General features: G+C 52.3%; 21 protein-coding genes and 7 tRNA genes. 3 read left to right on the top strand and 25 right to left on the bottom strand.

The window, feature by feature from the left end:
• Genes holA through leuS form a run of 3 tightly spaced genes read right to left on the bottom strand, consistent with a single transcriptional unit; the run spans nt 1 to nt 4,228 of the window.
• On the bottom strand, nt 1–1,032 hold the full coding sequence (gene holA / locus OGX86_RS16650; RefSeq protein ID WP_032942687.1) for a DNA polymerase III subunit delta: 1,032 nt from the start codon (nt 1,030–1,032) through the stop codon (nt 1–3).
• Nucleotides 1,032–1,631, bottom strand: coding sequence for an LPS assembly lipoprotein LptE (gene lptE, locus OGX86_RS16655; protein ID WP_048226108.1), 600 nt, complete (start codon nt 1,629–1,631; stop codon nt 1,032–1,034). The genes holA and lptE overlap by 1 nt, the downstream gene beginning before the upstream one ends.
• A gap of 14 nt (nt 1,632–1,645) precedes the next feature.
• Nucleotides 1,646–4,228 (bottom strand): leucine--tRNA ligase, encoded by a 2,583-nt coding sequence (gene leuS / locus OGX86_RS16660; protein WP_168978509.1) that lies wholly within the window; start codon nt 4,226–4,228, stop codon nt 1,646–1,648.
• 235 nt (nt 4,229–4,463) lie between these two features.
• Here leuS and OGX86_RS16665 point away from each other — a divergent pair, with 235 nt between their 5' ends.
• Nucleotides 4,464–4,946: a zinc ribbon-containing protein gene (locus OGX86_RS16665; RefSeq protein WP_003022748.1), complete on the top strand. Its 483-nt coding sequence runs from the start codon at nt 4,464–4,466 to the stop codon at nt 4,944–4,946.
• A gap of 106 nt (nt 4,947–5,052) precedes the next feature.
• Here the strand turns inward: OGX86_RS16665 and rihA are convergent, their stop codons facing one another.
• The 10 genes from rihA to miaB form a co-directional block, all read right to left on the bottom strand.
• The gene (rihA, locus tag OGX86_RS16670; protein ID WP_048214692.1) at nt 5,053–5,988 is read right to left on the bottom strand and encodes a pyrimidine-specific ribonucleoside hydrolase RihA; all 936 of its coding nucleotides are present in this window, start codon (nt 5,986–5,988) and stop codon (nt 5,053–5,055) included.
• A gap of 116 nt (nt 5,989–6,104) precedes the next feature.
• A complete protein-coding gene (gene gltL, locus OGX86_RS16675) occupies nt 6,105–6,830 on the bottom strand; it encodes a glutamate/aspartate ABC transporter ATP-binding protein GltL (RefSeq protein ID WP_003022754.1) in 726 nt (241 codons plus the stop codon).
• Nucleotides 6,830–7,504, bottom strand: a complete 675-nt coding sequence (gltK, locus tag OGX86_RS16680; RefSeq protein ID WP_038638772.1) for a glutamate/aspartate ABC transporter permease GltK — start codon at nt 7,502–7,504, stop codon at nt 6,830–6,832. Before gltK ends, gltL begins: the two co-directional genes overlap by 1 nt.
• Nucleotides 7,504–8,244, bottom strand: coding sequence for a glutamate/aspartate ABC transporter permease GltJ (gene gltJ, locus OGX86_RS16685; protein ID WP_003831316.1), 741 nt, complete (start codon nt 8,242–8,244; stop codon nt 7,504–7,506). Before gltJ ends, gltK begins: the two co-directional genes overlap by 1 nt.
• Nucleotides 8,245–8,403: 159 nt before the next feature.
• Nucleotides 8,404–9,312: a glutamate/aspartate ABC transporter substrate-binding protein GltI gene (gene gltI, locus OGX86_RS16690; protein WP_003022762.1), complete on the bottom strand. Its 909-nt coding sequence runs from the start codon at nt 9,310–9,312 to the stop codon at nt 8,404–8,406.
• Between the two features lie 412 nt (nt 9,313–9,724).
• On the bottom strand, nt 9,725–11,263 hold the full coding sequence (gene lnt, locus OGX86_RS16695) for an apolipoprotein N-acyltransferase (RefSeq protein WP_286640308.1): 1,539 nt from the start codon (nt 11,261–11,263) through the stop codon (nt 9,725–9,727).
• A gap of 24 nt (nt 11,264–11,287) precedes the next feature.
• On the bottom strand, nt 11,288–12,166 hold the full coding sequence (gene corC, locus OGX86_RS16700) for a CNNM family magnesium/cobalt transport protein CorC (RefSeq protein ID WP_003022770.1): 879 nt from the start codon (nt 12,164–12,166) through the stop codon (nt 11,288–11,290).
• A gap of 158 nt (nt 12,167–12,324) precedes the next feature.
• Nucleotides 12,325–12,798 (bottom strand): rRNA maturation RNase YbeY, encoded by a 474-nt coding sequence (gene ybeY / locus OGX86_RS16705; RefSeq protein ID WP_048214688.1) that lies wholly within the window; start codon nt 12,796–12,798, stop codon nt 12,325–12,327.
• Nucleotides 12,795–13,841, bottom strand: coding sequence for a PhoH family protein (locus tag OGX86_RS16710; protein ID WP_003022776.1), 1,047 nt, complete (start codon nt 13,839–13,841; stop codon nt 12,795–12,797). Before OGX86_RS16710 ends, ybeY begins: the two co-directional genes overlap by 4 nt.
• A gap of 206 nt (nt 13,842–14,047) precedes the next feature.
• Entirely contained in the window at nt 14,048–15,478 is a 1,431-nt protein-coding gene (miaB, locus tag OGX86_RS16715) for a tRNA (N6-isopentenyl adenosine(37)-C2)-methylthiotransferase MiaB (RefSeq protein WP_003831327.1), read from the bottom strand.
• 145 nt (nt 15,479–15,623) lie between these two features.
• Here miaB and ubiF point away from each other — a divergent pair, with 145 nt between their 5' ends.
• On the top strand, nt 15,624–16,799 hold the full coding sequence (gene ubiF / locus OGX86_RS16720) for a 3-demethoxyubiquinol 3-hydroxylase (protein ID WP_079934609.1): 1,176 nt from the start codon (nt 15,624–15,626) through the stop codon (nt 16,797–16,799).
• A 120-nt stretch (nt 16,800–16,919) separates the two neighbouring features.
• Here ubiF and OGX86_RS16725 read toward each other — a convergent pair.
• From OGX86_RS16725 to nagB, 12 genes are all read right to left on the bottom strand, one after another.
• A tRNA-Gln gene (locus tag OGX86_RS16725) sits at nt 16,920–16,994 on the bottom strand.
• A gap of 36 nt (nt 16,995–17,030) precedes the next feature.
• Nucleotides 17,031–17,105 (bottom strand) — tRNA-Gln (locus OGX86_RS16730).
• A 43-nt stretch (nt 17,106–17,148) separates the two neighbouring features.
• Nucleotides 17,149–17,225: transfer RNA gene (locus OGX86_RS16735), tRNA-Met, on the bottom strand.
• A 21-nt stretch (nt 17,226–17,246) separates the two neighbouring features.
• Nucleotides 17,247–17,321: transfer RNA gene (locus OGX86_RS16740), tRNA-Gln, on the bottom strand.
• Between the two features lie 37 nt (nt 17,322–17,358).
• Nucleotides 17,359–17,433, bottom strand: a tRNA-Gln gene (locus OGX86_RS16745).
• A 23-nt stretch (nt 17,434–17,456) separates the two neighbouring features.
• Nucleotides 17,457–17,541 (bottom strand) — tRNA-Leu (locus tag OGX86_RS16750).
• A gap of 8 nt (nt 17,542–17,549) precedes the next feature.
• Nucleotides 17,550–17,626, bottom strand: a tRNA-Met gene (locus tag OGX86_RS16755).
• A 223-nt stretch (nt 17,627–17,849) separates the two neighbouring features.
• Nucleotides 17,850–19,514 (bottom strand): asparagine synthase B, encoded by a 1,665-nt coding sequence (gene asnB, locus OGX86_RS16760; RefSeq protein ID WP_008784099.1) that lies wholly within the window; start codon nt 19,512–19,514, stop codon nt 17,850–17,852.
• Nucleotides 19,515–19,765: 251 nt separating this feature from the next.
• Complete coding sequence (nagD, locus tag OGX86_RS16765) at nt 19,766–20,518, bottom strand: ribonucleotide monophosphatase NagD (RefSeq protein ID WP_003022792.1); 753 nt, start codon at nt 20,516–20,518, stop codon at nt 19,766–19,768.
• 57 nt (nt 20,519–20,575) lie between these two features.
• Nucleotides 20,576–21,796, bottom strand: a complete 1,221-nt coding sequence (gene nagC / locus OGX86_RS16770) for a DNA-binding transcriptional regulator NagC (protein ID WP_003022796.1) — start codon at nt 21,794–21,796, stop codon at nt 20,576–20,578.
• An 8-nt stretch (nt 21,797–21,804) separates the two neighbouring features.
• The gene (nagA, locus tag OGX86_RS16775) at nt 21,805–22,953 is read right to left on the bottom strand and encodes an N-acetylglucosamine-6-phosphate deacetylase (protein ID WP_003831339.1); all 1,149 of its coding nucleotides are present in this window, start codon (nt 22,951–22,953) and stop codon (nt 21,805–21,807) included.
• A 61-nt stretch (nt 22,954–23,014) separates the two neighbouring features.
• Nucleotides 23,015–23,815: a glucosamine-6-phosphate deaminase gene (nagB, locus tag OGX86_RS16780; protein ID WP_003022803.1), complete on the bottom strand. Its 801-nt coding sequence runs from the start codon at nt 23,813–23,815 to the stop codon at nt 23,015–23,017.
• 342 nt (nt 23,816–24,157) lie between these two features.
• Here nagB and nagE point away from each other — a divergent pair, with 342 nt between their 5' ends.
• Nucleotides 24,158–26,107, top strand: coding sequence for a PTS N-acetyl glucosamine transporter subunit IIABC (gene nagE / locus OGX86_RS16785; protein WP_003831342.1), 1,950 nt, complete (start codon nt 24,158–24,160; stop codon nt 26,105–26,107).
• Nucleotides 26,108–26,256: the final 149 nt, after the last annotated feature.

The raw sequence follows: 26,256 nt of genomic DNA on the forward strand, positions 1-26,256 counted from the left end.
TCAACCATCAATAAAAACATCGGCCAGCGATTTATGGCAGAGTAACAGGGATAGCCCCTCAAGTTCCGCCCACACTGACTGACCATAGTCTTGTTTAAGCGTAATTTCCGTACGCGTTAACAGCGTTACCGCCTGACGCAACTGCGCAGGGTTCAGCCGGTTTAGCGCGTCTCCCATCATACCCCGGCGATTTTGCCACACCCGGTGTTTATCAAACAACGTGCGTAAAGGCGTATGGGCTGACTGCCGTTTTAAGTTGACCAACAGCAGTAATTCACGCTGTATCGTACGTAGCAAAATAACCGGCTCACTGCCTTCCAGACGTAACTGTTGCAGAATGTGCAGCGCGCGTTTGCTTTTGCCCATCAGCAGCGCATCCACCCAATGGAACGGGGTAAAGTGCGCGGCATCGTTAACGGCTTTCTCCACGCGAGGCAGCGTTAGTTTGCCATCAGGCCAAAGCAATGCTAGCCGTTCCAGCGCTTGCGCCAGTGCTAACAGATTACCTTCATAGCAATAGCACAACAGCTGATTGGCTGCGTCATCCAGTTGTAGATTGTTAAGCTTCGCTCTGGCGGCGACCCAACGAGGAAGCTGTGCTTGCTCCGGCGTCTGGCAGCTTACCTGCACCGCATTATTGGCAAGTCCGGTATACCATGCGGCGTTTTCCTGCGCTTTAGTCAGTTTGTTGCCGCGAACAATCAGCAGCAGGTCGTCATGTAGCAGTGTGACGAGTGAAGCGAGCTGTTCGTTAATGGCGGCATTGGGGCCATTTTCTGGCAACTGCAGGAGCAGGGTTTGACGGCTAGCAAACAGGCTCATCGCCTGGCAGAGTGAAAAAATCTCTCCCCAGTCGGTGCTGTTGTCCAGGGTGAAAGCGTGGTGTTCTTCGAATCCTTGCGTTGCTGCTGCCTGACGGATAGCGTCCTGGCTTTCCTGCAATAAGAGAGGATCGTTACCTAAGAGCAAATACGCCGCGCGCAGCCCTTCATTGAGCTGTGCGCGGAGTTGTTCAGGGTACAACTTGAGCATCAGTTACCCAGCGTGGTGGAAACACGCGCCGGAGATGACGCAGGCTCTGCGGCTTTTGTCGCCGCTGGCTTAGCATCATCATCAGCATTGGATGACAGAGTATCGGCCAGATGTACGCTTGGCAGCTTACGAATTAACTGTTCAGCCGCTTTGTCATACATCTCTTTGATGATCATGTCCTGCTCGTTATCCTTCGCCAGTGCAGCCTGTGGGTTGTCAAAGAACGAACGATAAACTTTGGCGCTGATTGGATAAATATCATGACCTGGGATCAGCACGGATGCACTCACGGACATCACCATCTGGTATTCAGCCGTTTGACCGTTCTGGAATACCGACGCCGTATCCTGCGAAATGCTGACCGCGCCAAGACGCAAGGACGTCACATCTTTACGCATTGTACCGTCTTCAAGCAGCGTAACGCCGTTCAGACGCAGCTGATTACGAACCGCGCGGCTTAATGGGCCGTTCGGATCACCAGAGTTCAGGATCATGGTTTTCATTGAGGGTGGGACCTGCGTAGTATTACGCAGATGCCAGCCACACCCGGCGGTGACAAGCACCGCCAGAGATAACAACAATGTTGTCAGAAGTCGCACGCTTCCTCCCGCGCTTAGCCAACGACCAGATTGAGGAGTTTACCCGGTACATAAATCACTTTACGTACGGTAACGCCATCAAGATATTTTGCCACCAGATGCTCCTGGCCAGCACGTTCACGAACCTGTTCTTCTGTCGCATTTACCGGAACGGTAATTTTGCCACGGACCTTACCGTTCACCTGAACTACAACCAGCGTCGAGTCTTCAACCATTGCGGCTTCGTCCGCCACCGGCCACGGTGCGTTGTCGATATCGCCTTCGCCTTTCAGTGCTTCCCACATCGTGAAACAAACGTGTGGGGTGAACGGGTTCAGCATGCGAACGACGGCCAGTAACGCTTCCTGCATCAGGGCTCTGTCTTGTTCGTCTTCCTGCGGTGCTTTCGCCAGCTTGTTCATCAGCTCCATAATCGCCGCAATTGCGGTGTTAAAGGTCTGACGACGACCGATATCATCGGTAACTTTAGCAATGGTTTTATGTACGTCGCGACGCAGCGCTTTTTGATCTTCGCTCAACGCATCAACGTTCAGGGCAGCTACATCGCCTTTGGAAGTATGTTCGTAAACCAGCTTCCATACACGTTTCAGGAAGCGGTTCGCCCCTTCAACGCCGGATTCCTGCCATTCCAGCGTCATATCAGCCGGAGAAGCGAACATCATGAACAGACGTACCGTGTCAGCGCCGTAACGCTCAACCATCACCTGCGGGTCGATACCGTTATTTTTCGACTTGGACATTTTGCTCATGCCGGTATAGACCAGTTCATGGCCTTCTGCGTCCTGAGCTTTGACGATACGACCTTTTTCGTCGCGCTCAACGATGGCATCAACCGGAGAAACCCAGTTACGCTCGCCGTTTGCACCAACGTAATAGAACGCATCAGCCAGCACCATACCCTGGCACAGCAGCTGTTTGGCCGGTTCGTCAGAGTTGACCATGCCCGCATCGCGCATCAGCTTGTGGAAGAAGCGGAAGTAGAGCAGGTGCATGATCGCGTGTTCAATACCACCAATGTAGATATCAACTGGCAGCCAGTAGTTTGCGGCTTCTGGATCCAGCATCCCTTCGTTGTACTGCGGGCAGGTGTAGCGCGCGTAGTACCAGGAGGATTCCATAAAGGTATCGAAGGTGTCGGTTTCGCGCAGCGCAGGCATGCCGTTAACGGTGGTTTTTGCCCACTCCGGATCGGCTTTGATTGGGCTGGTGATGCCGTCCATAACCACGTCTTCCGGCAGAATAACCGGCAACTGATCTTCTGGCGTCGGCAGTACGGTACCGTCTTCCAACGTCACCATCGGAATTGGCGCACCCCAGTAACGCTGACGGGAAACACCCCAGTCACGCAGACGGTAGTTCACTTTACGCTCACCCACGCCTTTCGCTACCAGCTTGTCAGCAATGGCGCTGAAGGCAGCTTCAAAGTCGAGGCCGTCAAACTCGCCGGAGTTAAACAGCACGCCTTTTTCGGTCAGAGCTTGTTCGGACAGATCCGGCTCTGCGCCTTCAGCGGTCAGAATTACTGGCTTGATGGTCAGGCCATATTTTGTCGCAAACTCGTAATCGCGCTGATCGTGGCCCGGAACGGCCATGACTGCGCCCGTACCGTATTCCATCAGGACGAAGTTTGCTGCCCAAACGGGGATTTCTTCGCCAGTCAGCGGGTGAACAGCTTTAAAGCCCGTGTCGACGCCTTTCTTCTCCATGGTTGCCATTTCGGCTTCAGCAACCTTGGTGTTGCGGCATTCGTCAATGAAGGCGGCCAGTTCTGGGTTATTTGCAGCAGCTTTCTGCGCCAGCGGGTGACCTGCGGCAACGGCCAGATAGGTCGCACCCATAAAGGTGTCCGGGCGGGTGGTGTAAACGGTTAGCGTGTTGTCGTAACCGTTCACATCGAAGGTGATTTCCACGCCTTCAGAACGGCCAATCCAGTTGCGCTGCATCGTTTTCACGGTGTCAGGCCAGTGATCCAGGTTATCCAGGTCACGCAGCAGTTCGTCAGCGTAAGCGGTGATTTTGATGAACCACTGTGGGATCTCTTTACGCTCGACTTTGGTATCGCAACGCCAGCAGCAGCCGTCGATAACCTGTTCGTTCGCCAGTACGGTCTGGTCGTTCGGGCACCAGTTGACCGCAGACGTTTTCTTGTACACCAGGCCTTTTTTGTACAGCTCGGTGAAGAATTTCTGTTCCCAACGGTAGTATTCCGGGGTGCAGGTCGCCAGCTCACGGCTCCAGTCGTAACCGAAACCCAGCATTTTGAGCTGGTTTTTCATGTATGCGATGTTGTCGTACGTCCACGGTGCTGGCGCGGTATTGTTTTTAACCGCAGCACCTTCTGCAGGCAGACCGAACGCATCCCAGCCAATTGGCTGCAGTACGTTTTTGCCCAGCATGCGCTGGTAGCGGGCGATCACGTCACCGATGGTGTAGTTACGTACGTGGCCCATGTGTAGTCGACCAGAAGGATAGGGAAGCATAGACAGGCAGTAATACTTCTCTTTGCTCTCGTCTTCGGTAACTTCAAATGTGCGCTTCTCATCCCAGTGAAGCTGTACTTTGGATTCTATCTCTTCCGGGCGGTATTGCTCTTGCATGGCAGCCAGTGGTCCTGTTTTCAATACAGCTACAAACGTAGCTCTAGATGTGGTGTTTCAGATCCGCATAGCATAGCCCAAACGCCCGCGCCAAAACAGCCTTTCGCGCATTCAGCGTTGAATTCCCGCAAGGATAATTCTTGCACGAATTTACACACTCTGTGGACAGTCTTGCAAAGCGTAGCGTAAATAACGTCTATTATTATAGACAGTTAACGACCCAGGAGGCGAAGCGATGAACAAGGTTGCTCAATATTACCGTGAACTGGTGGCTTCACTGAGCGAACGTCTGCGTAATGGCGAACGCGATATTGATGCGTTGGTGGAGCAGGCGCGTCAACGAGTTATGCAGACCGGGGAGTTAACGCGAACCGAGGTGGAAGAGCTCACCCGGGCCGTCAGACGCGACCTGGAAGAGTTTGCTCTGAGCTATGAAGAAAGTCTCGATGAGGAGACAGACAGCGTCTTTATGCGGGTTATCAAGGAGAGTATCTGGCAGGAACTGGCCGATATTACAGATAAAACCCAGCTCGAATGGCGCGAGGTGTTCCAGGACCTCAGTCATCACGGGGTTTATCACAGCGGCGAGGTGGTCGGATTAGGTAATCTGGTCTGCGAGAAGTGCCACTTCCATTTAGCGGTTTACACCCCGGATGTGCTGCCGCTGTGTCCGAAATGCGGACACGATCAGTTCCAGCGCCGACCGTTTGAGCCGTGATGATTAGGCGTGCCAGAAGTTATTTGTAGGCCTGATAAGATGCGCCAGCATCGCCATCAGGCAATATGCCGGATGGTGGCGCAAGCGCCTTATCCGGCCTACAGTTTTACGCGTAATATCTTAAACGTTCTGCCAGCAAATCGACAAACCCTTCGCGATCCACGTCTACCATTACGGTGGCGTTTGGCTTATTGCCGCTCAGGAAGTAGTAATCCACCACGGTCATTCCCTGGGTATATTTACCCTGAGTTTCCACGCCGACCCAGCGTTCAACGGTGGTAAACAGTTCAGGTTTCAGCAGCCAGGCAATGGTGCATGGATCATGCAGTGGCGCGCCGATGAATCCCCATTTTTCATCTTTGTGATATTCAAAGAAGAAGTCGAGTAGTTCAGCAACGATCGTCGAAACAGGGTTGCCGATAGCGCGGAATCGTTCGGTATCTTCGCGATGTATTTGCGCTTTATGCGTGACGTCCAGACCAGCCATCACCACTGGAATGCCAGACTGGAATACGATTTCAGCGGCTTCAGGATCCACGAAAATATTGAACTCGGCGGCGGGCGTCCAGTTTCCGAGTCCCATCGCACCACCCATGATCACGATACGGGCGATTTTGGCGTGCAGCTCAGGATGGCTATTCAGGAGCAATGCGACGTTAGTTTGCGGCCCGGTGGAGACAATCGTCATCGGTTCCGGGCTTTCACGCAGGGTTTTCGCCATCAGTTCCACGGCGGTACAGTCTTGTGGCGCAAAAGCGGGTTCCGGCAGCGCCGGGCCATCCAGCCCACTCTCGCCGTGAACGTTATCGGCGATAATCAGATCGCGCATCAGTGGTTTCACTGCGCCACCAGCCACTGGGATATCCGTACGGTTGAGCAACGTTAACATGCGCAACACGTTACGCAGCGTTTTGTCAGGTGTCTGGTTACCGGCTGATGAGGTTATCGCTTTCACATCCAGTTCTGGTGAGGCGAGGGCGAGCACAATTGCGATAGCGTCGTCATGACCCGGATCGCAATCAAACAGGATAGGAAGTGCCATTGTTGCTCCTTGTAAGTGGGACTTTGTGACAAGGTTAACGCTGGGCTGTATGTGTTTCGAGAGGCGAAGGGATAAAGCGTGAGGTGGCGCGCACATGGAGATGCGCGCCAGCAAGATTAGTGCAGTATTTTCGCGAGGAAGTCTTTGGCGCGGTCCGATTTCGGATTAGCGAAAAACTCTTCTTTCGGTGAGTCTTCAACAATTTTCCCTTCATCCATGAAGATCACCCGGTTCGCCACTTTACGCGCAAAGCCCATTTCGTGGGTAACCACCATCATGGTCATCCCTTCATTGGCCAGTTCAACCATAACATCCAGTACTTCGTTGATCATTTCAGGATCAAGCGCCGACGTCGGTTCGTCAAACAGCATGGCGATAGGATCCATGCACAGCGCCCGGGCGATAGCGACACGCTGTTGCTGGCCCCCTGAGAGCTGAGCTGGAAACTTCTCCGCATGTGCTGACAGACCAACGCGTTCCAGTAACTTTTGCGCTTTGTCGCGGGCCGGTTTTTTATCGCGCTTGAGCACTTTTACCTGCGCCAGAGTCAGGTTCTCAATGATCGACAGATGCGGGAACAGTTCAAAGTGCTGGAACACCATACCAACGCGAGAGCGCAGTTTGGCCAGATCGGTTTTTTTGTCGTTCACCACGGTACCATCAACGGTGATGACGCCTTGTTGTACCGGCTCCAGCCCGTTCACCGTTTTGATAAGCGTTGATTTACCGGAACCTGACGGGCCGCAGACCACAACCACTTCCCCTTTTTTCACTTCCGTGGAGCAGTCGGTCAGCACCTGAAAGTGACCATACCATTTAGAAACATTTTTCAGGGTAATCATTAAACTGTCCTTTTCTTCAAATAGCTGACCAACAACGATGCGCTCAGACTGAATACAAAATAAACGGCGCCAGCAAACAGGATCATTTCAACCTGTGTGCCGTCACGCTCGCCAATGGTGGAGGCGGTACGGAAGAAGTCTGCCAGACTTAATACATAGACCAGCGAGGTATCCTGGAAGAGTACGATGCCCTGGGTTAGCAGCAGCGGTACCATCGCGCGGAATGCCTGCGGCAGAATAATGAGCTTCATCGACTGCCAGTGGGTCATCCCTAGCGCCAGCGCGGCGCTGGATTGCCCACGAGAAATACTCTGGATACCGGCACGGATAATCTCGGAATAGTACGCGGCTTCAAACATCGAAAACGCGACCATTGCTGAGATCAGGCGAATATCGGTTTTTGGCGACAGACCCAGTACGTTTTGCAGGAAGCCGGGCACAATCAGGTAGAACCACAGCAGCACCATGACCAGCGGAATAGAACGAAATACGTTGACGTAGCCTTTCGCAAACCAGGCTATCGGCGCGAAGCTGGACAGACGCATGACGGCCAGGATAGTTCCCCATACGATACCAATGACGACCGCCGTGACGGTAATTTTCAGCGTGATCATCAGCCCATCCAGCAGATACGGCAGGGAAGGGACAATTGAACTCCAGTCAAATTCGTACATTATTTGCCTCCCAAATTGCCAGGCAGGCGGATTTTACGTTCAACGAGATTCATCACCAGCATGATGACGGCGTTAATCAGGACGTAAGCCAGAGTGATAGCGGTAAACGATTCCCATGCGTGGGCGGAGTAATCCAGCAGTTTGCCCGCCTGTGCCGCCATATCGACCAGGCCGATGGTGGAGGCGATCGCGGAGTTCTTCACCAGGTTCATCATCTCTGAGGTCATTGGCGGAACAATCACGCGGTATGCGTTTGGCAACAGAACATAGCGGTAGGCCTGCGGTAACGTCAGCCCCATCGCCAGTGCGGCGTTTTTCTGCCCACGAGGCAGAGACTGAATAGCGGCGCGAACCTGTTCGCAGACGCGCGCGGCGGTAAACAACCCCAGACAAAGCATCGATGAAAGGAAGAACTGGATGTTGGGATCCAACTCAGCCTTGAACCACATCCCAATGTTTTCCGGCAGCAGTTCAGGAATAACCAGATACCAGGTAAAAAACTGGACGATGAGCGGAACGTTACGAAACAGCTCAACGTACAGCGTGCCGATCCCAGAAAGGAAACGATTTGGAACGGTACGTAAGATGCCGAATAAAGAGCCTATGAGGAAAGCGATAATCCATGCGGTGATGGATAACGCGACAGTGACCTGGAAACCACTCCAGAGCCAGCCGAGATAGGTGGTGTTGCCGAACGGGGCTTGTTGTAAAAAAATACCCCAGTTCCAGTCTATAGACATAAATCTACTCCAGAAAAAAAAGGGTAGCAGCGCTACCCTCGAAGATTGTTATTCGGCGTTTTGCGGTTTTCAGGCCTGATGGGGAACGACCATCAGGCTTATAGTCTGTCCGTGCCGAGTAACAATCGAGAGGGAGGGGAAGCCTCCCATTTATTTTAGTTAGTTAAGCGCTTTATCATTCGGTTCTTTGAACAGGGCTTTCATCTCGTCTGACAGTTCGAAATTCATGTTCAGGTTCTTCGGCGGAATTGGATTTTTAAACCACTTATCAAACCATTTCTCAGCTTCGCCTGAGGTTTGCGCCTTGGCGATAGTGTCGTCCATCAGCTTTTTGAACTCAGGATCATCTTTGCGCAACATACAGCCGTAGGCTTCCTGAGACTGTGGCTTGCCGACGATCTCCCAGTTGTCTGGTTTCTTCGCTTTCGCGCGCTCGCCAGCCAGCAGGGCGTCATCCATCATAAAGGCAACGGCGCGACCGCTTTCCAGAGTACGGAAAGAGTCACCGTGGTCTTTCGCGCTGATGATGCGCATATCCATTTTTTGTTCTTCATTCAGCTTGTGCAGCAGAACTTCGGAGGTGGTACCTGAAGTCACGACTACGGCTTTACCTTTCAGATCGGCGAAATCTTTAACGTCGCCGCCTTTTTTCGCCAGCAGACGGGTGCCGACAACGAAAATGGTGTCAGAGAAAGCCGCTTGTTTTTGGCGCTCGACGTTGTTGGTGGTGGATCCACATTCAAAATCGAAGGTGCCGTTTTGCAGCAGCGGGATACGGTTTTGTGAAGTAATCGGGATCAGTTTTACCTGCAGATCAGGCTTGTTCAGCTTTTTCTTCACGGCTTCAACGATCGCGTTGGAGTAATCCTGTGAATAACCGACCACTTTTTGCTGATTATCGTAGTAAGAAAACGGTACTGATGATTCACGGTGGCCGACAACGATCACGCCATTTTTGGCGATCTTATCCAGCGTGCTGCCTGCCGCTGGTGCTGCGTCTTCTGCGTGCGCCAGACCGGCGGACATTCCCATGACCAGCATGGCAGTGGCGAGCTTACGTAATTGCATATCCAACTCCTTTATCGTCTGCGCCAGGGACGCATTGATACCCATTGTGATGTTGTTATTGTTTGCTACTAAAACGTGCAGTCTTGTATGTGTTTGTTAACATTTAGTTTGGATGAATGTAAAGAATTTGCTGTGTTATTGTTTATTTTTGCGAAGTGCGCCGCACCATTTGGGGGCAAAAATATCTTGTTGCACTTTTCAGGTGCTACCGGCGCTCAACTTTGGTGCGACCAGGTTGCACATTCAGCCAAAACAGCGTTTGCCTTGTAGAACAAAGCAATAGACGTGCCAGAATGGTCTTTTGGAGGGGGGAAGTAGGCCTGATAAGCGTAGCGCCATCAGGCACGATGCTGCACAACTGCCGGATGGCGGCGTACTGCCTTATCCGGCCTGCATTTGATGGGGCGCTGTTTTACTTACGACGTTGGCGCAGACTCATTACCACTGCGCCAAAGCCAAACAGCGCGGTTAGCAGCCAGAGCGGCCAGTTTCCGGTACGGGCATAAGGGGTTAAGCCCGTCGTTGGCGTCACGCTGGTGGTCAGCACCTGACGGGTAAACTGCGGGATCATCGCCTGAACTTCGCCCTGCGGACCAATCACCGCCGTAATACCGTTGTTGGTGCTACGCAGCAGAGGTCGCGCCAGCTCCAGGGAACGCATACGCGCCATCTGGAAGTGCTGCCACGGGCCAATAGATTTACCAAACCATGCATCGTTAGAGATAGTCAGCAGGTAGTCCGTATCCGGGCGGAAGTTATCCCGTACCTGTTCGCCAAGAATGATTTCGTAGCAGATGGCAGCGGTCAGCTTAAAGCCGTGTGCATGCAACTGTGGCTGTACATAAGGACCGCGGCTGAACGAAGACATTGGCAGATCAAAGAATGGCGCTAGCGGGCGCAGGATAGATTCCAGCGGGACAAATTCGCCAAACGGTACCAGATGGTTTTTGTTGTAGCGGTTGTTGGAGTCGTAGCTGTATGGGCTGTCTTTACCCAGTGTGATGATGGTGTTGTAGGTGTCGTAACGATTCTGCTTGTTCAGACGCGCGTCTACAATACCGGTAATCAGCGTGCTGTTTTTCGATTTCAGCAGGTCATCCATCATGCTCAGAAAACGCTGCTGGTTAATTTCCAGGTCCGGAATAGCGGATTCTGGCCAGATGATGAGCTGTGATTTGCCCATCTCAGGCTGGGTGGCGTCGAGATAAATCTTCAGGGTGTTGAGTAATTGGCCTTCATCCCATTTGAGCGACTGCGGGATGTCACCCTGCACCATCGAGACCTGGGTGGTTTTTTCCGGCTCCAGCGTGTACCACTGAATATAACGTAGCGGGAAGGGCAGAGCGAAAAGCACCACGGCGGTAGCCAGCGGCTTCCAGTTACGCGTTACCAGCGCAAGTGCCAACAGGCCGCTAACCATCATCAGCAGGAAGTTAATCGCCTCAACGCCCATTACCGGCGCCAGCCCTTTTAACGGACCGTCGATCTGGCTGTAGCCGAATTGCAACCACGGAAAACCGGTCAGTACCCAGCCGCGTAGAAATTCAGTGATTTGCCAGACTACCGGCGCGGCAATCGCTACACGTATCCAGGTAGTTTTCGGCCACAGACGCGCCAAAACGCCGGCAAACAGGCCAGTGTAGAGGGAAAGGTAAGCAGCAAGCAGAACCACGAGGAAGACGTTAACGGGGCCCGGCATACCGCCAAACTGCGCGATACTGACGTAAACCCAGTTGATGCCTGAGCCAAACAGTCCCAGTCCCCAGAAGTAGCCGATAGCGGCAGACTGGAGCGGACGGCGGTTGAAGGTGAGAGCCTGCAGGCCCATCAGCGAAACAATCGCAGCGGGCCAGATGTCATACGGTGAGAAAGCCAGTGTCCCGCAGGCACCGAATAATAACGCCAGCAGCAGGCGAATGCGCTGGCGTTCAATTAAAGGGGCAAATGCCATGTAGTCTTAGATCCAGTTTCGGGTTTATTCGTCCAGTTTGGGCTGGGGTGAGTCGTCCGGAATTCTGACATGAACCTGAATAATACGACGGCTGTCGGCCATTGCCACTTTGAACTGGTAACCATCAATGTCGATGGTCTCTCCACGCGCGGGCAGATGACCGAAGGCCTGCATGACCAACCCGCCAATGGTATCCACTTCTTCATCGCTGAAATGCGTGCCGAAAGCTTCGTTGAAGTCTTCAATTGGCGCCAGCGCGCGAATAGTCCAGGTGTGGCGACTGAGCTGACGGAAATCAATATCGTCTTCTTCGTCGTACTCATCTTCAATTTCACCGACAATCAGTTCAAGGATGTCCTCAATGGTCACCAGACCTGAGACACCGCCGAACTCGTCGATGACGATAGCCATATGATAACGCTGGGAGCGGAACTCTTTCAGCATGCGGTCAACCCGCTTGCTTTCAGGGACGACAACCGCCTGGCGTAACACTTTCTCCATGCTGAAGGCTTCGGCATCGCTACGCATAAATGGCAGCAGATCTTTGGCCATCAGAATCCCTTCAATGTGATCCTTGTCTTCGCTAATTACCGGGAAACGCGAGTGGGCAGACTCGATAATGACATCGAGGCATTCGTCCAGAGTTTGGTTGCGTTTCAGGGTAATCATCTGGGAGCGAGGGATCATGATGTCGCGAACGCGTTGGTCCGCAATATCCATTACCCCTTCGAGCATATCGCGCGTATCTTCATCGATAAGGTCGTTTTGCCCGGAATCACGGATCAGCTCCAACAGTTCGTCGCGGTTTTTCGGTTCACCGTGGAAAAGTTGGCTCAGTAACAGGGAAAAAAATCCCTTTTTGCTGTTTAAGGTGTCACTACTGTGTGAATTGTCGTCGCTCATGGCGTCGTATGGGTTCTCATGTTAGTTAATACAAAGCGCGTCATGCGTTTACTCAGCTGTTGACGGCATGTTTTGCCTGATGGCGCTACGCTTATCAGGCCTACGAAAGGCATGAATGTAGGCCGGATTAGGCGCAAGCGCCGCCATCCGGCAAGCTACTATTCTGCAATCTTCTCGGCAATGTACGGATCCTCATAGCCCAGAGCAAGCATAATCTCTGTTTCGAGGGATTCCATCTCTTCCGCTTCATCGTCTTCAATATGGTCGTAGCCGAGTAAATGCAGGCTACCGTGCACCACCATGTGCGCCCAGTGGGCCTCAAGCGGTTTGCCTTGCTCCTGCGCTTCTTTCTCGACCACCTGACGGCAGATGATCAAATCGCCTAGTAGCGGCATTTCAATGCCCGGCGGGGCTTCAAACGGGAAAGAGAGCACGTTGGTGGATTTATCTTTCCCGCGATAGGTCAGGTTCAGGTCGTGGCTTTCAGCGTCATCGACCAGACGAATCGTCACTTCAGACTCTTCCTGAAATTGCGGGATCACCGCATCCAGCCAGCCCTGAAACTGACTTTCTGTTGGCAAACCGGATTCGTCTTCACATGCCAGCTGTAAATCGAGGATAACCTGACTCATTTTTGTTCCTGCTCCTGAGCTTCGCGCTTGCGTTCTGCAGCCTGCTCGGCTTTGCGTTTCTGTTCTGCTTCTTCCCAGGCTTCATACGCCGTGACGATACGGGCGACCACCGGGTGGCGCACCACGTCTTCGCTATGGAAGAAATTAAAACTAATTTCGTCGACTTCAGCCAGCACTTCAATGGCATGACGCAGACCGGATTTGGTGCTACGCGGCAGGTCAATCTGGGTGATATCGCCAGTGATGACCGCTTTGGAGTTAAAGCCGATACGGGTCAGGAACATTTTCATCTGTTCGATGGTGGTGTTCTGGCTTTCATCAAGAATGATGAACGCATCGTTCAACGTACGACCGCGCATGTAGGCCAGGGGCGCAACTTCAATGACGTTACGCTCAATCAGCTTTTCAACCTTTTCAAAGCCGAGCATTTCGAAAAGCGCGTCATACAGCGGTCGTAAATACGGATCGACTTTCTGGCTGAGATCTCCTGGCAGGAATCCCAGTTTTTCGCCCGCTTCCACTGCCGGACGGGTCAGCAGAATGCGACGGATCTCCTGACGCTCAAGCGCATCAACCGCAGCGGCAACCGCGAGATACGTTTTACCCGTACCCGCAGGGCCAACGCCAAATGTAATGTCGTGGTCGAGGATATTCGCAATGTACTGTGCCTGGTTCGGCGTGCGCGGCTTAATTACTCCACGCTTGGTTTTGATGTTCACCGCTTTGCCAAATTCAGGCACGCTGTCTGCGCTTTGTTCAAGCACACGCGCTTCTTTGATCGCCAGATGAATTTGTTCAGGCTCGATGTCCTGCGTCTGACCGCGCATTGGGGCGGTATCGACGTACAGGCTACGTAAAATATCTGCCGCAGCGGTGACGCAAATTGGACGACCGGTCAGTTTAAAGTGGTTATCACGGCGGTTAATTTCGATGCCGAGGCGACGTTCCAGCTGTTTGATGTTGTCATCAAATGGGCCGCAAAGGCTCAACAGGCGGGCGTTGTCTGCGGGTTCAAGGGTGATTTCGCGAGTGTCTATGTTCAAACTGTTCCTCTTATGCATGTCTCGCCGGACGCTGAACATTTACCGGCATCTAAGGAAATTATTCACGCCATGGGGGAAAGGCGCAAGCATTGCAGCAAATATGGGGATGACAGGGCAGATTACAAGACCCGCCGGGACAGCGAGCCCAGGATTGTAGGCCCGATAAGTGTAGCGGTATCGGGCCTTTTTTACGTTTTTCAGCAGGATTAAGGCTGATAAATACCGACGCCCAGATCGTTTTCTTTGCGGGTACGCGCAATGACCGATTCAGGGGATTCTGCGATACGCAGACCCATTTCGTCCTCGGTACGCACCACTTTACCGCGCAGGGAGTTAGTCCAGACATCGGTAATTTCTACGTCTACGAACTTACCGACCATATCCGGGTTGCCTTCAAAGTTCACCACACGGTTATTTTCGGTACGGCCTGACAGTTCCATGATGCTCTTACGCGATGTGCCTTCAACCAGAATGCGCTGGGTCGTGCCGACCATACGGCGGCTCCAGGCCATAGCTTGCTGGTTGATACGCTCCTGTAGAATGTACAGACGCTGTTTCTTCTCTTCTTCCGGTACGTCGTCAACCATATCGGCGGCAGGGGTGCCAGGACGCGCAGAGAAAATAAAGCTGTAGCTCATGTCAAAATTTACGTCAGCAATCAGCTTCATGGTCTGCTCGAAATCCTGCGTGGTTTCACCCGGGAAGCCAACGATGAAGTCGGAGCTAATCTGGATATCCGGACGCGCAGCGCGCAGTTTGCGGATGATCGCTTTGTATTCCAGCGCGGTATGGGTGCGCCCCATCAGGTTCAGTACGCGGTCTGAACCGCTCTGTACCGGCAGATGCAGGAAGCTCACCAGCTCTGGCGTATCGCGATAAACTTCAACGATATCATCGGTGAATTCGATCGGATGGCTGGTGGTGAAGCGGATACGATCAATGCCGTCGATCGCTGCGACCAGACGTAACAGATCGGCAAAAGATCCGATCGTGCCGTCGTAGTTCTCACCACGCCATGCGTTCACGTTTTGCCCCAGCAGGTTCACTTCACGCACACCTTGGGCTGCAAGCTGGGCGATTTCAAACAGAATATCATCCGCCGGACGGCTGACTTCCTCACCGCGGGTGTAGGGCACCACGCAGTAAGTACAATATTTATTACAACCTTCCATGATGGACACAAACGCGCTTGGACCTTCAGCACGCGGTTCCGGCAGTCGGTCGAACTTTTCGATCTCCGGGAAACTGATATCAACCACCGGGCTACGGGTCGTGCTTCCACGCACTTTGTTGATCATTTCCGGCAGGCGGTGCAGCGTTTGCGGCCCAAAAATAATATCGACGTAATGCGCGCGCTGGCGAATATGATCGCCTTCCTGAGACGCAACACAGCCACCGACCCCAATGATGAGCTTGGGGTTTTTCTCTTTTAACAGTTTCCAGCGGCCCAGTTGATGGAACACTTTTTCCTGAGCCTTCTCACGGATTGAGCAGGTATTCAGCAGCAGCACATCCGCTTCTTCCGCCACGTCAGTCAGTTGATACCCATGAGTGGCATCCAGCAGATCGGCCATCTTCGATGAATCGTATTCGTTCATCTGACAGCCCCAGGTTTTAATATGGAGTTTTTTGGTCATCGACTTGCTCTTGCGAAATTGTGGCTGAAATGCAGGGCGCATAGTGTACTGCTTTGGCGCGGTTGTGACCAGTATGACGGATGTCAGCCTCAAGGGGTAAAAAATCCTGTAAACTTACACAATACATGTAACTGGATAATTGACCATGACAAATCAACCAACGGAAATTGCCATTGTCGGCGGGGGGATGGTCGGCGGCGCGCTGGCGCTTGGACTGGCGCAGCATGGATTTACGGTAACGGTCATCGAGCATGCCGTTCCCGCGCCGTTTGTGGCTGACGGACAGCCTGATGTCAGAATTTCTGCCATTAGTTCCGCGTCGGTGTCGTTGCTAAAAGGGCTGGGCGTCTGGGATACGGTGCAGGGGATGCGCAGCCATCCTTATCGTCGACTGGAAACGTGGGAGTGGGAAAATGCCCATGTGATGTTTGATGCCGCCGAGCTTAAGCTGCCTCTGTTGGGCTATATGGTGGAAAACACGGTCCTGCAACAGGCGCTCTGGCAGGCGCTGCAAGCTAACCCTAAAGTCACGCTGCGCGTACCGGCGTCCCTGATTTCTTTGCATCAACATAACGATCGGCATGAGCTTGAGCTGGCAGGTGGCGAAACTATTAGCGCGAAGCTGGTCATCGGCGCCGATGGTGCCAACTCTCAGGTGCGAAAAATGGCCGGGATTGGTATCCATGCCTGGCAGTACGCGCAGTCCTGTATGTTGATAACCGTACAATGCGAAAATTCACCGGGAGACAGCACCTGGCAGCAATTTACGCCTGACGGCCCGCGCGCGTTTTTACCGCTGTTTGATAACTGGGCCTCGTTGGTGTGGTACGACTCACCGGCTCGCATCCGCCAATTGCAAGCGCTGAATATGCCGCAATTGCAGACGGAGATTGCTAAACATTTTCCATCGCGACTCGGTAAGGTGATGCCAGTGGCTGCGGGGGCGTTCCCGCTTACGCGTCGTCATGCGCTGCAATATGTGCAACCGGGGCTGGCGCTGGTAGGTGATGCCGCGCATACCATTCATCCGCTGGCGGGGCAGGGCGTTAATCTGGGCTTTCGTGATGTCGATGCGTTGATTGATGTGCTGGTGAACGCGCGCAGCTACGGTGAATCCTGGGCCAGTCAGCCGGTGCTCAAGCGCTATCAGAATCGCCGTATGACTGACAATTTCATCATGCAAAGCGGTATGGATCTGTTCTATGCCGGATTCAGCAATAACCTGCAGCCGCTGCGCATCATGCGTAATCTCGGGCTCATGGCCGCAGAGCGCGCTGGCGTACTGAAACGTCAGGCACTGAAGTATGCGTTAGGGTTGTAGCTCGAGTGGTGCCTGATGGCGCTACGTTTATCAGGCCTACAAGTCATGTAGGCCGGTTAAGGCTTGCCGTCACCCAACGTTAGAAAAGCAAAAAGCTCGCCGAGGCGAGCTTTTTTAATATGGCTGGGGTACGAGGATTCGAACCTCGGAATGCTGGTATCAGAAACCAGAGCCTTACCGCTTGGCGATACCCCAACGGGTGCACCCACAGAGTGGACGACTTCTTGAAATTGGCTGGGGTACGAGGATTCGAACCTCGGAATGCTGGTATCAGAAACCAGAGCCTTACCGCTTGGCGATACCCCAACAATTTTTTGGATTTACCGAACGAGTCGATACGTCCTTAATATGGTGGCTACGACGGGATTCGAACCTGTGACCCCATCATTATGAGTGATGTGCTCTAACCAGCTGAGCTACGTAGCCAAATACTAACATTTTCTTCGATGGCTGGGGTACCTGGATTCGAACCAGGGAATGCCGGTATCAAAAACCGGTGCCTTACCGCTTGGCGATACCCCAATGACCGTTGCGGTGAACCGCTATATCGAAGAAAAAATGGCTGGGGTACCTGGATTCGAACCAGGGAATGCCGGTATCAAAAACCGGTGCCTTACCGCTTGGCGATACCCCATCCGTGCAACGCTTACGGGTGAATGGTGCGGGAGGCGAGACTTGAACTCGCACACCTTGCGGCGCCAGAACCTAAATCTGGTGCGTCTACCAATTTCGCCACTCCCGCAAAAAAGATGGTGGCTACGACGGGATTCGAACCTGTGACCCCATCATTATGAGTGATGTGCTCTAACCAGCTGAGCTACGTAGCCATCTTTTTTTCGCGTAACCTTATCGGCGTTGCGGGGCGCATTATGCGTATTGAGCCTTGAAGCGTCAACCCCTTTTTCATTGAAAATAGCTGGAATGTGACTGTTTGGTTAGGTTGCGAACAGCATGACGCAATATTCGGCAATTATTAGTTATTAATTGTTTTTTTGCACAGAAAACAAACATAAAAAAAGAGCCCCGCAGGGCTCTTATCTAAGGATTAACTTATTTATAAGCGGACTGATGTACGCCAACGGCACGGCCAGACGGATCGTTCATGGTTTTAAACGCCTCATCCCATTCGATCGCCTTAGCAGAAGAACAGGCAACCGACGGCCCGCCCGGCACACATTCGGCAGCGCTTGCTACCGGGAACAACTCTTCGAAAATCTCACGGTACAAATACGCTTCTTTAGACGATGGCGTGTTGTACGGGAAACGGAAGCTGGCAGTTTCCAGTTGTTGGTCAGAAACTTGTTCTGCAGCCACCTCTTTCAGAGTGTCAATCCAGCTGTAACCGACACCGTCAGAGAACTGCTCTTTCTGACGCCATGCGACGCTTGCCGGCAGGTAGGACTCAAAACATTCGCGCAGAACGTGTTTTTCCATTTTGCCGTTGCCGCACATTTTGTCCTGTGGGTTGATGCGCATCGCCACATCAAGGAATTTCTTATCCAGGAAGGGCACGCGGGCTTCTACACCCCAGGCCGACATGGCTTTGTTGGCACGGGCGCAGTCGAACATATGCAGCGCTTGCAGCTTGCGCACGGTTTCTTCGTGCAGTTCTTTTGCATCTGGCGCTTTGTGGAAATAGAGATAGCCGCCAAACACTTCGTCCGAACCTTCACCCGACAACACCATTTTAATGCCCATCGCTTTAATTTTACGCGACATTAAGTACATTGGCGTCGAGGCGCGAATCGTTGTGACATCGTAAGTTTCGATGTGGTAAATCACGTCGCGGATCGCATCCAGACCTTCCTGCACGGTGAAGTGGATCTCATGGTGCACGGTCCCCAGATGGTTCGCCACCTCTTGCGCAGCTTTCAGATCCGGAGCGCCTTCCAGGCCGACGGCGAAGGAGTGCAGCTGTGGCCACCAGGCTTCGCTACGTTCCTGATCTTCAACACGGCGTGCCGCGTATTTTTTAGTTATCGCGGAAATGACGGATGAATCCAGACCGCCGGACAGCAGCACTCCATAAGGAACATCTGACATCAGGTGGCTTTTCACCGCATCTTCCAGTGCCTGGCGCAGCTCGTTTTTATCGGTAACGTTGTCTTTGACTGCATCGTATTCAAACCAGTCGCGCTGGTAGTACTGACGAATTTCACCGTCTTTACTCCACAAATAGCTACCGGCCGGGAATTCTTTGATTGTGCGGCAGACGGGAACCAGCGCTTTCATTTCAGACGCAACGTAGAAGTTACCGTGCTCGTCGTAACCCATATACAGCGGGATGATCCCGATATGATCACGACCGATCAGGTAGGCGTCCTGCTCGCTGTCGTACAGGGCAAAAGCGAACATCCCTTGCAGGTCATCGAGGAACGCGGGTCCTTTTTCCTGATACAGGGCGAGGATAACTTCGCAGTCGGAACCGGTCTGGAACTGGTAGCGATCGCCGTATTCAGCACGCAGTGTCTGGTGGTTATAAATTTCACCGTTAACCGCCAGGATATGTGTCTTCTTCACGTTGTACAGCGGCTGAGCACCGGCATTGACGTCGACGATGGACAGACGTTCGTGCGCCAGAATGGCGTTATCACAGGCGTAAATACCTGACCAGTCCGGGCCGCGGTGGCGCATCAGACGAGACAGTTCCAGGGCTTTTTTACGCAGTTCAACTGCGTCAGTTTTAATATCGAATACGCCAAAAATAGAACACATAACCTTCTCCGTTAACCTGTTGCGTGATGCTTTTTATGTTTGCTTGATAAAGAAAATGCCGCAAAGCTGGAGAGGGCGCAAGCGAATTACGGGTCAGAAAATAAAAAACGCAATGGTCATTGCTGATTGATGAAAAAAGATTATGTAATGAACGCTATTATTGATGAATCAACAGTGAAGTGGTGATTTTATTGAATGGATGTATTTTTCAGGCCGGATAACTTGCAGATGTTGTTATCCGGCTAAAGAGATTAAATGACGTCTATTTCAGCAACGGACGGGTAAATCCAGCTTGGTCTGAACGGCATGTTGTCAATATCATCAAGCTTGGATACGCCAGACAGTACCAGGATAGTTTCCAGACCCGCCTGAAAACCTGCCAGAATATCGGTACGCAGGTTGTCACCAACGATAACGGTTTCTTCCGAGTGCGCCTGCATTTTGTTGAGAGCCGCGCGAATAATCCACGGGCTGGGTTTGCCGACATAAAACGGTTTACGACCTGAGATCTTCTCAATACCGGCACAGAGTGCTCCACAGGCGGGATAAAAGCCGCGACCGTGGGTATCCGGGTTAGTGGCGATAAAACGCGCGCCGTTGGCGACAAAATAGGCTGCTTTATGCATCATGTCCCAGTTATAGGAACGTGTCTCGCCAACAATCACAAAATCGGGGTTCACGTCGGTAATGGTAAATCCAGCTTTATACAGTTCGTGAATTAACGCGCCTTCACCCACCACGTAGGCCTTTTTCCCTTCCTGGCGACGAAGAAAATCAGCGGTAGCCATCGCGGAAGTATAAAAGACGCTATCAGGGACATTCACACCCGCGGTGGCGAAGCGGTTTGCCAGATCTTGCCCGGTTTGCGAAGGGTAGTTAGTCAGCAGGACTAACGGCAAACCTTTTTCCAGGATCCCAGTCAAAAATTCTGCCGCACCCGGTACAGCAACATTGTCGTGCATCAGCACGCCGTCGATATCACAAATTACATTCTTAATGGCCATGGACTACCCAGGGAATTCGTTATGAGTCTGATAGTAATCGACTACTATATGAGAGCATTAGCTTTCCAGCAAACGTTGCAGCAATGTCCCGTTGAGCATTGCGCGCTTCACCAGCGCAAAGGCGCCAATGGCGGAGCGGTGATCCAGCGTGGACCGAACCACCGGTAAATTATGGCGAAACGCTTTCAACGCCTGCGTGTTGATACAGCTTTCTATTGCAGGCAGCAGCACCTTATCCGCCTCGGTAATTTCGCCCGCAATGACGATTTTTTGCGGGTTAAACAGGTTGATGGCAATGGCGATAGTTTTACCCAGATGGCGACCAACGTGCTCAATAACTTCTGCTGCCAGATTATCGCCTTTATTCGCGGCCTTACAAATGGCTTTGATGCTGCAATCATCCAGCGTGAGTCGACTTGGATAACCCTGCTTCAGTAAGTTCTGCACGCGATGTTCAATAGAAGCATTGGCGGCAATGGTTTCCAGGCAGCCGAAATTACCGCAGTGACAGCGCTCACCCAGCGGCTCTACCTGAATATGACCAATCTCGCCGACGTTGCCATTGCGACCGATGAAAATTCGGCCATTGGAGATGATACCCGCGCCGGTTCCGCGGTGCACTCGCACCAAAATGGAGTCTTCGCAATCCTGGCTTGCCCCGAAATAGTGCTCAGCCAGCGCCAGGCTGCGAATATCATGACCAACAAAGCAGGTGACTTTGAAGCGTTTTTCGAGCGCTTCGACCAGTCCCCAGTTTTCGACCTGAATGTGTGGCATATAGCGGATGACGCCGCTTTCAGGATCGACAAGGCCTGGCAGGATGACAGAAATTGCGATCAGCTCACGGATTTTCCGCTGGCAGCTCTCAATAAAGATGGCAATGGTGTTGAGCAGCGCATATTCCAGCGTTTCCTGGGTGCGCTCCGGGAGGGGGTAATGCTCTTCGGCGACAACTTTACTGCTCATATCATAGAGCGTGAGCGTTGTGTCGTGGCGACCCAGTCGTACGCCAATGGCGTGGAAATTGCGAGTTTCTGTGACGATAGAGATAGCGCGGCGGCCCCCGGTGGAGGCCTGCTGATCGACTTCTTTGATCAGCCCGCGTTCGATCAACTGACGCGTAATTTTGGTTACGCTGGCGGGGGCAAGCTGGCTTTGCTCGGCAATTTGAATTCGCGAGATTGGCCCATGCTGGTCAATCAGGCGATAAACCGCCGCGCTGTTAAGCTGTTTTACGAGATCAACATTACCTATTTGAGCTTGTCCGCCTGGTGTCATTCTTTCTCTTACTCAGTAACGACCTCGTTGCCATTAACGATGGTCTTGATGATTTTAAAGTCGTGCGTGAACGCAGTCAGGTTGGCTACTTTGCCTGGCGCGATGCTGCCGAGTTGTTTGTCGACGCCAATGGCGCGAGCAGGGTAGAGCGTTGCCATGCGTAAGACTTCGTCGAGGGCGATATTTGCATGCTCGACCAGATTGCGTACGCCTTCAATCATGGTTAATGATGAACCGCTCAACGTACCGTTCTCATCAACACACAGTCCATTACGGTAGTATATTGTTTTACCAGCGAAAATGAACTGTTCAATGTTTGCACCTGCTGGCGCGGTCGCGTCAGTGACCAGGCACAGCTTGTCGCCTTTCAGGCGCTTAGCATTACGAATGTTAACGTAGTCAACGTGCAGGCCATCGGCGATGATACCGCAGTAGATATCTGCTTCATCCAAAATAGCGCCCGCCAGACCGGGTTCGCGGCCGGTAATGTACGGCATCGCGTTGAACAGATGCGTTGCAAAGGTAATCCCTGCACGGAATCCGATTTTTGCTTCTTTTACCGTTGCATTGGAATGACCCGCAGAAACCACGATACCCGCATTCACCAGTTTGGTGATGACCTCTACCGGGACCATTTCTGGTGCCAGTGTGACTTTGGTGATCACATCGGCATTATCGCACAGGAAATCAACCAACGCAGCGTCCGGCTGACGGACAAATCCCGGATTATGGGTGCCTTTTTTCACAAGGTTCAGCCACGGGCCTTCAAGATGAAGTCCTAATGCCTGATTCGGGTGTTTCGCCAGGTATTCACGCATCACGCGAACACCCTGTTTCATCAGGTCATCGCTGGTGGTGATGAGCGTTGGCAAATAGTTGGTGCAGCCAGATTTTTCATTGGCTTTCTGCATGATTTCCAGCGTTTCAACGGTTACGGCTTCTGCCGTATCGTTAAACTGCACGCCGCCGCAGCCGTTCAGCTGTACATCAATAAAACCGGGGGAAACAATGGCCCCATTCAGTGAGCGCTGTTCAATCCCTGACGGTAATTCAGCCAGTGGGCAAACGCTGTCGATCAGGCCATTGGCGACAACAATCGCATGGTCATCAAGAATTTCGTGACCGGTAAAGATCCGGCCCTGGGTTAAAGCATACATTCCGACCCCCGATTTCAAAAAAATGCCGCCCTGCAACTTATCGACAGGGCGGAGACATCAATTACAGACCTTTAATATTTTCCGCTTCTAACTCGTTGAAGTATTTCAGCGTCTTCACTTTCAGTTCCATGGTGGAAGGCTCATCGCAGACCACAACGGCTTTTGGATGCAACTGCAGGCAGCTGATGGTCCACATGTGGTTAACGTTGCCTTCAACGGCAGCTTGCAGCGCCTGTGCTTTCTGGTGGCCCAGAACCAGGATCATCACTTCTTCAGCATCCAGCAGGGTGCCCACGCCAACGGTCAGGGCATATTTAGGCACCTGGCTTACGTCGCCGTCAAAGAAGCGTGAGTTAGCAACACGTGTGTCGTGAGTCAGCGTTTTGATGCGGGTACGGGAAGCCAAAGAGGAAGCGGGTTCGTTGAACGCGATGTGACCATCGTTGCCTACACCGCCCATAAACAGGTGGATTTTACCGTAAGAACGGATTTTTTCTTCATACTGACGGCATTCTGCATCAATATCCGGCGCGTTACCATTGAGGAGGTTGATGTTTTCTGCTGGAATATCAACGTGATCAAAGAAATTGCGGTGCATAAAGCTGTGGTAGCTTTCCGGATGCTCTTTCGGTAGGCCAACATATTCGTCCATGTTGAACGTAACAACATGCTTGAAGCTCACCTGGCCCGCTTTGTGCATTTCAACCAATGCTTTATAAGCTGTCAGTGGAGTACCGCCAGTCGGCAGGCCCAGAACGAACGGACGATCTGCCGTTGGTTTGAACGCGTTAATACGGTTAACGATATGGCGAGCAGCCCATTTGCCGACTTGTTCAGCGGTATTCAGGGGGATCAGTCTCATTCTTCACCTCAAAAGTAAAAGTAAGCAGTTGGCGGATTGAGTCTCTGTGCAGTATTAAGCGTAACCTGGTTTTGCATCGGTAAGGATCAATCCGTTTCGATTTTTTGAATGATAAAATAAGTTTTCGTAGTTAGCCAGTGAAAGGGAGGGTTAATAACGATATTTGGTGACTGTAATCACAAAAAACACGCGTTTAATTTGCGATACGAATTAATTTTTCACACACTCTGAATGTAGATGAATGGTTAATATCGTTGTTCCAGAATCTTGCTGTCAGGAATGGTCGCACAATAAAAATATGGCTTCAAAGAAGCCTAATCGGGGTCTCGTAGGGGGAATAAAATGAATATTTTAGGTTTTTTCCAGCGGCTGGGTAGGGCGTTACAGCTCCCCATCGCTGTGCTGCCAGTCGCGGCACTGCTGCTGCGATTCGGCCAACCAGATTTACTTAATGTACCCTTCATCGCGCAAGCGGGTGGGGCCATCTTTGATAACCTCGCGTTAATTTTTGCGATCGGTGTTGCTTCCAGCTGGTCAAAAGACAGCGCAGGTGCAGCAGCGCTGGCAGGTGCGGTCGGTTATTTCATATTGACCAAAGCAATGGTTACCATTAACCCTGCAATCAATATGGGCGTGCTGGCGGGTATCATCACCGGTCTGGTCGGCGGTGCCGTGTATAACCGCTGGTCTGGTATCAAACTGCCTGACTTCCTGAGCTTCTTTGGCGGCAAACGCTTTGTGCCGATCGCCACTGGCTTCTTCTGTCTGGTGCTGGCTGCTATCTTCGGTTACGTATGGCCGCCGGTACAGAACGCCATCCATGCGGGTGGTGAGTGGATCGTGGGCGCTGGTGCGCTGGGTTCCGGTATCTTTGGTTTCATCAACCGTCTGCTGATCCCAACCGGTCTGCATCAGGTGCTGAACACCATCGCCTGGTTCCAGATTGGCGAATTTACTAACGCTGCAGGTACCGTATTCCACGGTGACATCAACCGCTTCTACGCGGGTGACGGCACTGCGGGTATGTTCATGTCTGGCTTCTTCCCAATCATGATGTTTGGTCTGCCGGGTGCGGCGCTGGCAATGTACTTCGCGGCTCCGAAAGCACGTCGTCCAATGGTTGGCGGTATGCTGCTGTCCGTTGCGATCACCGCGTTCCTGACCGGTGTTACCGAGCCGCTGGAATTCCTGTTCATGTTCCTGGCTCCACTGCTGTATCTCCTGCACGCACTGTTAACGGGTATCAGCCTGTTCGTTGCAACACTGCTGGGGATCCACGCAGGCTTCTCCTTCTCCGCAGGTGCTATCGACTACGTGTTGATGTACAACCTGCCGGCAGCAAGCCAGAACGTCTGGATGCTGGTGGTGATGGGGCTGGTGTTCTTCGTTATCTACTTTGTGCTGTTCAGCGCGGTTATTCGTATGTTTAACCTGAAAACGCCGGGCCGCGAAGATAAAGAAGACGATATCGTTACTGAAGAAGCCAACAGCAACACTGAAGAAGGTTTGGCTCAACTTGCAACCAACTACATTGCAGCGGTTGGTGGTACTGATAACCTGAAAGCGATTGATGCCTGTATCACTCGTCTGCGTCTGACCGTTGCCGACTCCGGTCGCGTAAACGATGCGATGTGTAAGCGTTTAGGCGCATCTGGGGTAGTTAAGCTGAACAAGCAAACTATCCAGGTCATCGTGGGTGCGAAAGCCGAATCCATCGGCGACGAAATGAAGAAAGTTGTCGCGCGTGGCCCGGTGGCAGCAGCATCTGGTGAAAGTGCGCCAGCAGCAGCGGCTCCAGTAGCAAAACCGCAGGCTGTAGCGAATGCAGTCACCGTTGAAGCGCTGGTTTCTCCGATTACTGGTGACGTAGTTGCGCTGGAACAGGTTCCTGATGAAGCCTTCGCCAGCAAAGCAGTAGGCGACGGCGTTGCAGTGAAACCAACGGATAAAATCGTGGTTGCTCCGGCTGCGGGCACCATCGTGAAAATCTTCAACACTAACCATGCGTTCTGCCTGGAAACTGTTAAAGGCGCGGAAATCGTGGTCCATATGGGCATCGATACCGTAGCGCTGGAAGGCAAAGGCTTTAAGCGTCTGGTCGAAGAAGGTGCGGAAGTTACTGCAGGCCAACCGATTCTGGAAATGGATCTGGAGTTCCTGAACGCTAACGCACGTTCCATGATAAGCCCGGTTGTGTGCAGCAACAGCGATGATTTCGGCGCTCTGGTTATTAAAGCCGAAGGTCATGTGGTTGCCGGTCAAACACCACTGTATGAGATTAAAGGTAAATAACTGCTCCTGAGTAAAGTGAGTTAAGTGCCTTAAGCGGCGGGGGATATTCCTCCGCCGCTTTTTTTTGCAGCAAATGCCCTCATATATCCTGTTGAAACACCTTTTTTGTGCAACTAATAGTTGTCTCCTGACGTCGCTTATAAGATCAT

The sequence above is a fragment of the Citrobacter sp. Cpo040 genome (genome assembly GCF_030332915.1).
In the GTDB taxonomy this organism is placed as follows: domain Bacteria; phylum Pseudomonadota; class Gammaproteobacteria; order Enterobacterales; family Enterobacteriaceae; genus Citrobacter; species Citrobacter portucalensis.

What these genes read in the sequence shown, in the direction of transcription:
- gltK (WP_038638772.1), bottom strand. Translation starts at nt 7,504, where the DNA reads ATGTACGAATTTGACTGGAGTTCAATTGTCCCTTCCCTGCCGTATCTG.
- gltI (WP_003022762.1), bottom strand. Translation starts at nt 9,312, where the DNA reads ATGCAATTACGTAAGCTCGCCACTGCCATGCTGGTCATGGGAATGTCC.
- miaB (WP_003831327.1), bottom strand. Translation starts at nt 15,478, where the DNA reads ATGACCAAAAAACTCCATATTAAAACCTGGGGCTGTCAGATGAACGAA.
- gltL (WP_003022754.1), bottom strand. Translation starts at nt 6,830, where the DNA reads ATGATTACCCTGAAAAATGTTTCTAAATGGTATGGTCACTTTCAGGTG.
- ubiF (WP_079934609.1), top strand. Translation starts at nt 15,624, where the DNA reads ATGACAAATCAACCAACGGAAATTGCCATTGTCGGCGGGGGGATGGTC.
- holA (WP_032942687.1), bottom strand. Translation starts at nt 1,032, where the DNA reads ATGCTCAAGTTGTACCCTGAACAACTCCGCGCACAGCTCAATGAAGGG.
- nagB (WP_003022803.1), bottom strand. Translation starts at nt 23,815, where the DNA reads ATGAGACTGATCCCCCTGAATACCGCTGAACAAGTCGGCAAATGGGCT.
- corC (WP_003022770.1), bottom strand. Translation starts at nt 12,166, where the DNA reads ATGAGCGACGACAATTCACACAGTAGTGACACCTTAAACAGCAAAAAG.
- ybeY (WP_048214688.1), bottom strand. Translation starts at nt 12,798, where the DNA reads ATGAGTCAGGTTATCCTCGATTTACAGCTGGCATGTGAAGACGAATCC.
- nagC (WP_003022796.1), bottom strand. Translation starts at nt 21,796, where the DNA reads ATGACACCAGGCGGACAAGCTCAAATAGGTAATGTTGATCTCGTAAAA.
- lnt (WP_286640308.1), bottom strand. Translation starts at nt 11,263, where the DNA reads ATGGCATTTGCCCCTTTAATTGAACGCCAGCGCATTCGCCTGCTGCTG.
- OGX86_RS16665 (WP_003022748.1), top strand. Translation starts at nt 4,464, where the DNA reads ATGAACAAGGTTGCTCAATATTACCGTGAACTGGTGGCTTCACTGAGC.
- gltJ (WP_003831316.1), bottom strand. Translation starts at nt 8,244, where the DNA reads ATGTCTATAGACTGGAACTGGGGTATTTTTTTACAACAAGCCCCGTTC.
- nagA (WP_003831339.1), bottom strand. Translation starts at nt 22,953, where the DNA reads ATGTATGCTTTAACCCAGGGCCGGATCTTTACCGGTCACGAAATTCTT.
- nagE (WP_003831342.1), top strand. Translation starts at nt 24,158, where the DNA reads ATGAATATTTTAGGTTTTTTCCAGCGGCTGGGTAGGGCGTTACAGCTC.
- rihA (WP_048214692.1), bottom strand. Translation starts at nt 5,988, where the DNA reads ATGGCACTTCCTATCCTGTTTGATTGCGATCCGGGTCATGACGACGCT.
- leuS (WP_168978509.1), bottom strand. Translation starts at nt 4,228, where the DNA reads ATGCAAGAGCAATACCGCCCGGAAGAGATAGAATCCAAAGTACAGCTT.
- asnB (WP_008784099.1), bottom strand. Translation starts at nt 19,514, where the DNA reads ATGTGTTCTATTTTTGGCGTATTCGATATTAAAACTGACGCAGTTGAA.
- nagD (WP_003022792.1), bottom strand. Translation starts at nt 20,518, where the DNA reads ATGGCCATTAAGAATGTAATTTGTGATATCGACGGCGTGCTGATGCAC.